The organism is Phaeobacter italicus (assembly GCF_001258055.1).
Taxonomy (GTDB): domain Bacteria; phylum Pseudomonadota; class Alphaproteobacteria; order Rhodobacterales; family Rhodobacteraceae; genus Phaeobacter; species Phaeobacter italicus.
In genome coordinates this window covers 496512-503794 of record NZ_CVRM01000022.1, presented here as the reverse complement: position 1 = coordinate 503794, position 7283 = coordinate 496512, and the positions used below count along the sequence as shown (strand labels likewise).

Here is a 7283-nt window from a genome sequence, read left to right as displayed (position 1 = left end):
CGTTCCGTCCGGCACACCGTCAAGCGCCTCAGCGCCGCCGGTGAAGGGGGTTCTAAGTAAAACAACAATCACCCGCAACCCGAAAATGAACAGAAATCAGACTTTTTCCAAAAAATGCTGAAAATAGAAACAAAAACAAAGGGTTATGACCCCGCCTAGACCGTCTCACCCAGGCCTTGATCGGTCTTTGTGAGTTACCCACAGGGCGTGGCTTCAATCGGTGCGGCACCACCCTACTATATATAGGGTATATGCGCAGCTTTTCCACTAATCGGCGCGACTCGGGGCGGGCGAGTCGGTCTCTGCGCCCAGCATCGACTCGCCACCAAGGGTCCGGGATCGCGGGCTGAACGGCCATGAAGGCTTGGGGGATTTACGCAAAATCACCGCAAAACCGGTTTTGCGGTATAGGTATTGGAAACTATTGTCTTATGAAGTCTGACATGGGACCGTTATTGCCGTGATGCAGGCTGTGCCCCTGACAGACGAGGTCGCCAGATTGCACCTGACCGCGGCGCCACATCGGCTATGACTGACCGGCTTTGACCGAAGGGAGCGGTTTGCCCAAGGGGGCCAGAGGCGGATCAGTGGGGGATCAGGCGGGCCGAATTTTGATCACGGCGAGGCCGAGACAGGGCCCTGCCACCAGGACCCGGCCCTGTTTTCTGCTCTGGGCCGGAGCCGTTACATTCATTCCCGCCAGGCAAAACCCGCAGGCGGGCCGCATTCAAGGACATTGGGCGCGATGATCACAAACGGGGAAATTGCCCCCCCTGCCCCCCCAAAGGCCACTGGCGCGCAGACAGCTGGCCTGCGCATGGAGCTGCGGCGTGCAACCCGCGGCGAACATGATGCGGCAGAGGCCGCCTTTGCGCCGTTTCATGCGGCGCCAGCGCAGCATCTCAGCTGGTTTCTGGGATGTCAGCTGGTGGCGCTGCGCCCGCTTTATGCACTGGCGAGCCGCTCTGGCGCGCAGGCAGAGGCGTTGATTGGCGATCTGTTGAAGGCACTTGAACAGGACTGTGCCGACAGGGGGTGGCACCCAGCGCCGGTCGCGGGCCATGGCGCGCAGACGGGCCGCGACCTGGACGGGCTGGCGATCGACTATCTTGTGCTGGGCTCTCGCCTTGGCACCGAGGTGCTGCGCCGCAGGTTGATGGAAGAGGCAGACGACCCGCTGCCTGCCTATTTTGCCCCTCGCCCGCACAAGGACATGTGGCAGCAAAGCTGCCGTGAACTGGATGCAATCCCCGCAGACAGCCCGCGCGCTAAACGGTTGATTGACGATACGCGGACCGGATTTTCGTTTTTTTACGCCGCAGCGCGCGCAAATCCGATTATGATCGGCACAGATATTCAACCCATTCTTTGACGTGACCAATACGAAGGCCCTGAAATGGCAGCCCAGCACACCCTGACGCAAACAGATTTGACAAATTGCGACCGCGAGCCGATCCACCAGCTGGGTCGGGTGCAATCCTACGGGGCCCTCGTGGCTGTCTCTGATGACTGGCTGGTGCAGCATGCCTCGGACAATCTCAAGGACATCCTGGGCGTGGATGCTGCCAGCGCCATCGGGCGACCGATCAGCGAATTTATCGTGGCCGATGCCTTTACCCGGATCCGCCGCAGCCTGGGGGAACTGTCGGAGCCCGACAGCTCGTTGCGGTTCTTCAAGGTGGTGCTGAAGAACAGGGCACAGTCCTTTGATGTGAGCGTCCATCAAAGCGGCCGACACCTGATTCTGGAGTTTGAGCCCAAGACAAGCGGCAGCCAGCGTGATGTCATCTCGGAGGTTTACCCCTATTTCAGCAAGCTGCAGCGCAATGGGGCACTGGCGACACTGGCGCGCGGGGCTGCGCAGGGGCTGCAGGCGATTTCTGGTTTTGACAGTGTGATGGTCTATCAATTTCAGCCAGATCATTCCGGGCAGGTGCTGGCCGAGGCACGGCTGGACGGGCAAAGCAAATATGACGGCATGTTTTTCCCCGCCTCCGATATTCCCGTGCAGGCGCGTGCCCTCTATACACGCTCGCTGCTGCGTCTGATCGCCGATGTCGACGATCCCGGCTCCGCCATCAACCCGCCGTTCAAGGTGGATGGTGCGCCGCTTGACCTGTCGCTGTCGGTCACCCGCTCTGTTTCGCCCATTCATCTGGAGTATCTGCGCAACATGGGGGTCAAGGCCTCTATGTCGGTGTCGATCATGAAGGATGGCGAACTCTGGGGGCTGTTTGCCTGCCACCACCACAGCCCACGCTATATCGACTACGAACGCCGCACCGCGGTGGAGATGTTTGCGCATATCTTCTCGTATGAGCTGTCGCAGTACGAAACCTCTCAGCGCGCGCGTGAGGAAAAGGACATCAACCGCCTGCAGACCCGCCTGATGGCGATGATGGCGGATGGCCAACCGTTTGAAGACAGCCTGTTTTCCGTCTCCCGCGATATTCAGGACGTGATCCCCCATGACGGGCTGCTTCTGTATTCCGACGGGGTATTTCACACCACCGGCACCACCCCCACGCTTGAGGAAACACGCGCCCTTGCGCGGATGCTGGATGGCAATATCGGCACCACCGTGTTTTCCACCAATCAGCTGGAAACCATTCATCCGCCTGCACAAGATTATGTGGAACGCTGCGCAGGCATTCTCGCCATTCCGATTTCCAAACGACCACGGGACTATCTTGTCCTGTGTCGCCGCAATATCAGCCAGACGGTCAGTTGGGCGGGCGATCCGACCAAACCGATGTCGATCGGGCCCAATGGGGTCAGGCTCACCCCCAGAAAGAGCTTTGAGGTCTGGAAGGAAACTGTCGAATGGCGGTGCTCCCCCTGGAGTGATGTGAACCTTTATGCCGCCAACCTGCTGCGGACCGTTCTGCTTGAGATTTTTCTCAAGGTGACAGAGGCGGCCAATGCCGAAAGAAAACGGGCACAGGAACAGCAGCAGCTGCTCATTGCCGAGCTCAATCACCGGGTGCGCAATATCCTGAACCTGATGCGGGGTCTCGTCAGTCAGACCAAAGGGTCGGCGCGCACCTTGTCGGAATTCACCGACAATCTGGATGGGCGCATCCATTCGCTGGCCCGCGCCCACGACCAGCTGACCAGCGAACGCTGGGTTCCGGCCTCCTTGCGCACGCTGATCGAATGCGAGCTGGAGGCCTATGCCGAACAGAGTGACACAAAAATGCACATCACCGGCCCTGATGTGCTGATCATCCCGACCGCCTACACCACGCTGGCGCTGGTTTTGCATGAATTGACCACAAACTCGGTCAAGCACGGCGCGCTCGGCACGGATGCGGGGCGCGTTGAAATCACGCTGAGCGAGGATGACAGCGGCGCGTTGCTCATTGGCTGGATCGAACGCGGTGGGCCCGCCGTCATCCCCCCGGAACGGCGGGGCTTTGGCAGCCTGATTGTCGAAAACTCGATCCCGCACGAACTGAAGGGCGATGCCGATATCAGCTACAAGACATCCGGGTTTGAGGGGCATTTCCGCATTCCGGCCAGCTATCTTGACTGCTTTATCTACGCAGATGATACCCCCGTCACCCCAAAGGAAGAGCCCAAGATCAGCGATGCACCGCGCCTGACCGGCAATGCCCTGATCGTAGAGGACAGCCTGATCATCGCGATGGATCTCTCTGCGATGATGGAAGACATGGGGTTCTTCGAGGTAAAGACTGCCAGCAACGTCAAGAAAGCAATGGCTGAACTCGAGACGGGAGAGTTCGATTTCGCCGTGCTCGACGTCAATCTGGGAAGCGAGCAATCGATCCCGGTCGCCGAGGCGCTGCAAAAACGCGGCGTCCCCTTTGTGCTGACCACCGGCTATGGGGATGCCAAGGATGTGGTCGGCGGCTACCCCCCCTGCCCGATCGTCCAAAAACCGATCTCGGAGGACACATTGGTCAAGGCCTTGATGGACGCGCAGAACAGACTGGCAAGCAAAGACAGTTAAAGAAAAAAGGCGCGGGTGGAACATGCCCGCGCCTCTCCCCCCATCTGACCTGACACCCTCAGGGGGCGACAGCCCCACAGCCAAAGTCGTCCTTACAGGTCCACCTCGATCACCCCGTCCTTTTCGGCCGCGCGGGATTGGCACAGAATCACCGCCTCTTTGCGCTGTGCCTTGGACAGAACAAAATCGCGGTGCTCCACCTCGCCTGACACCAGCCCGCATTTGCACACGCCGCAGATGCCGTCGGAACATTTCACATCAATATGAATGCCGTTCTCTGCCAGCACGTCCGTCGCGGTTTTCTCGGCTGGCACATGCAGGCTGCGACCGGACCGCGCGAGCTTCAGGGTAAAGTCGTGGTTTTCATACTCCGGCACCTCCGGCACCGAGAAGTACTCCAGATGGCGCGCCTCCTCCGGGAACCCCTGCCGTTCTGCCGCCTCCATCACACCGCTCATGTAGCGGTCCGGCCCGCACGTATAGACGTGCCAGCCGTCCTGATAATCCGCCAGCACCTGGTCCAGATCCGCGCGGCTGCCCTCGTCGGACACATGAACATGCACATGTTCGGCCCAGGGCATTGCCGCCAGATCATCCAGATACCCCGCATCCTTGCGGGAGGAGACGGAATAATGCAGCTCAAACGGCTGACCCAGCGCATGCAGACGATGGGCCATGGCAATCATCGGCGTGACACCAATGCCGCCCCCCATCAGGAAACTGCGGCGCGCGCCCTCCTCCAGCGGGAAATGGTTGATCGGCTTGGAGATAAAAACCCGCCGCCCCTTGGTGAAAATCCGGTGCAGCAGTTTGGAACCGCCTCGCCCCAGATCTTCGCGCAGTACACCGATCTGATATTTCGAGCGATCCGCCGGATCCCCGGACATGGAATACTGGCGCAGGAATTCCGGCGCGACCACAATGTCCAGATGCGCGCCCGCCGTCCATTCGGGCAAGGGGCTGCCGTCGAGGCTCTTGAATTCGTATTTGGTGACTCCGTCGCTCATCACCTCGACATGTGACACCTCGACCCGCAAGACCGGGCTGTCGCCGTCATTGGTATAGATGTGATCCCAGTCACCGCTCTCGCCGCGGGCGCGACGGGCCTTGTATTCCTCGGCCGTGACCATTGCCTGATAGGCCTCGATGCCCGCCTCGCGATCCATCGGAAACGGATAGGGCCAGGGATGCGGCGCCAGATGGGCGGGATACACCGCAAGCGTCTGATCCTCATAGCGCAGATCCAGGTCCTTTTGCAGCGCGCGCGCATTGACCGGGTGGCGCGTCGGGCGATAGCCGCCGTCGTCTTCCAGCTCCAGATCCCACCACCATTTCTTGGCCGGGTTCATCTCGCCGTTGCCGACCATATCGTCCAGCTTGGCCAGTGCAGGCGCCGCCGCAGGCATGTTCATCGCCGCCCAACGGAATGGTTTTTCCTTGAATATCCCCTCCAGGTTCCAGGGGCAGGTCTTCATGCACCGCCCACACATCGCGCCCCCCGGCGTGGTGATGCGATAGGTGGTGCATTTCTGGCTGTCGGATTTCCAGATCTCATAGCCATTGAACATCAGCTTCGGCCCGGCCGTGATCGCCCCCGAAGGGCATTCGCGCGCACATTTGTTGCAAGCCTCGCAAAACGCCTGAAGACCAAAATCAATCGACTTGTCATGGGCCATCGGCATGTCGGTGGTAACAACCCCAGACTTCAATCGCGGCCCAAGGAAGGGGTTCAGGATCACCTCGCCAATCCGGCTCACCTCTCCCAGCCCAGACAACAGCAACAAGGGCGGCTGCAACACCTCGCCGTCCATCACCGTATGGGCCTTGGCCTTGTAGCCAAGGTTGCGGATTTGCCGCGCGATGACACCGCCCAGCAGCGAAAACCGCAGATAGGCCCGCATCGACTGCGCCACCGCAATCCAGTCATCGCCAGAGGTGCCCTCGGTGGTGTCAAAACCCTGATCGACAATCATCGAAATCGCCTGATCGTGCTCCGGGTGGATTTCGGCGCCGGTGGCGTCATGGCTGTACCAGGTCCACTCCGGACAGCGGCTGATTCCGACCGCATCAATCCCTAGCCAATAGCTCGCCGCCTTGATGTTGGCAGCGTTGCGTTCCGCATCCGTGGGTCGTGGTGCCTGCGGGGCCGGCGCGCCATCCTGCAGCAGCACAAACGCCCCCAGCATCCGCCGCTGCGCCATAGAGGGCGCGGCCTTGCGCACGTAAAACCCGCCGGTTGCGGCTTGCTGGTTGGTCTTGCCCATGTCACCGAACTGGCTGCGGGCAAACATATCGGCGCGTTTGGGCACCCGCGCCACCCGCGCCTCATCAATATAGGTGGTGGGGTCCGCAACCCGTTTCAGCGTCTCAAACGGGTGCGGCCCATCGCGGAAATCACGGTGGGCAAAGGGGTCGCCATTCAGCGCTGAGCGTTCCGACCCGATCCCCAGCCACCACTTCGGCCCCTTGACCTGCATAACCGGCTGCAAATCCTGCGGCAGCAGCGGCTTGTCCTGCGCCATCTCGAAATCGGTGGTCACAACCGCGACGCCAAACCGCGTCCCCAGATAGGGGTTCACCAGCTTGCCATCCTCAACCGTGGCAAGCCCCGCCGCAACGGTCAGCTGGTTGAGATCAACATCCGCCGACGTCCCGGTATGCGCCTTGGCGTCCCAGCCCAGCAGGCGAATGTAGTTTGCCAGCACCACCGCCGTTTCCGAGGCCCGCAGACAAGCGCGGTGCCGCTCTGCCCCGTCCAGCCAGTCACATCCCGCCTCATCCGGGCGCGGGTCGCGCGGCATCTCGTAGAGAAACACAATCGAATGGGTGTGATCGCCAATGGTGGTCGGCGGTGCCTCCATCGCGTCCCGCAGATCGGCCATGATCATATCAATGCCAGAGGCCAGCGTTTTGGTCTGGCGCGTTTTCAGATCATGGGCCAGGCGGTCGATATCTGGATTGCGATAAGGCACATCCAACCGGGCAGAGCCAGGCATCGGCCCGACCCCCACCATCGCCGCATCGCTGAAATAGCCAAAGGCCTTGATGTGATCGGCCCGCTCCTGCGGATCGCTTGGACACGCGGCCTGGGCCTTGTTGACCAGCCCGTCACGGATCGCATCCATCATCGCCTGATATTCGCCCATCGCATTGACGATTGAGGCGGGCATATCCGGGCGGCGAAAGTTCAGTGGCTGGAACCGCGGCACCGCGGCAAGATCCGGCATCCCGCCCGGCTGCAATCGCTCCATCGGGAACGGCCCCAAATGCATCGGGCGCGTGCGGGTAGAGAACAGACGAAGAGACATGG

Annotated in this window: 3 protein-coding genes; 2 read left to right on the top strand and 1 reads right to left on the bottom strand. The window is 60.8% G+C overall.

What is annotated here, in order from left to right; genetic code table 11:
- The first annotated feature begins 745 nt into the window (after nt 1-745).
- Complete coding sequence (locus tag NIT7645_RS11190; protein WP_008562101.1) at nt 746-1372, top strand: heme oxygenase-like domain-containing protein; 627 nt, start codon at nt 746-748, stop codon at nt 1370-1372.
- A gap of 24 nt (nt 1373-1396) precedes the next feature.
- Nucleotides 1397-3973, top strand: a complete 2577-nt coding sequence (locus NIT7645_RS11185; RefSeq protein ID WP_008560276.1) for an HWE histidine kinase domain-containing protein — start codon at nt 1397-1399, stop codon at nt 3971-3973.
- 92 nt (nt 3974-4065) lie between these two features.
- Here the strand turns inward: NIT7645_RS11185 and NIT7645_RS11180 are convergent, their stop codons facing one another.
- The gene (locus NIT7645_RS11180; RefSeq protein ID WP_050687115.1) at nt 4066-7281 is read right to left on the bottom strand and encodes a 2Fe-2S iron-sulfur cluster-binding protein; all 3216 of its coding nucleotides are present in this window, start codon (nt 7279-7281) and stop codon (nt 4066-4068) included.
- Nucleotides 7282-7283: the final 2 nt, after the last annotated feature.

What these genes read in the sequence shown, in the direction of transcription:
- NIT7645_RS11180 (WP_050687115.1), bottom strand. Translation starts at nt 7,281, where the DNA reads ATGTCTCTTCGTCTGTTCTCTACCCGCACGCGCCCGATGCATTTGGGG.
- NIT7645_RS11190 (WP_008562101.1), top strand. Translation starts at nt 746, where the DNA reads ATGATCACAAACGGGGAAATTGCCCCCCCTGCCCCCCCAAAGGCCACT.
- NIT7645_RS11185 (WP_008560276.1), top strand. Translation starts at nt 1,397, where the DNA reads ATGGCAGCCCAGCACACCCTGACGCAAACAGATTTGACAAATTGCGAC.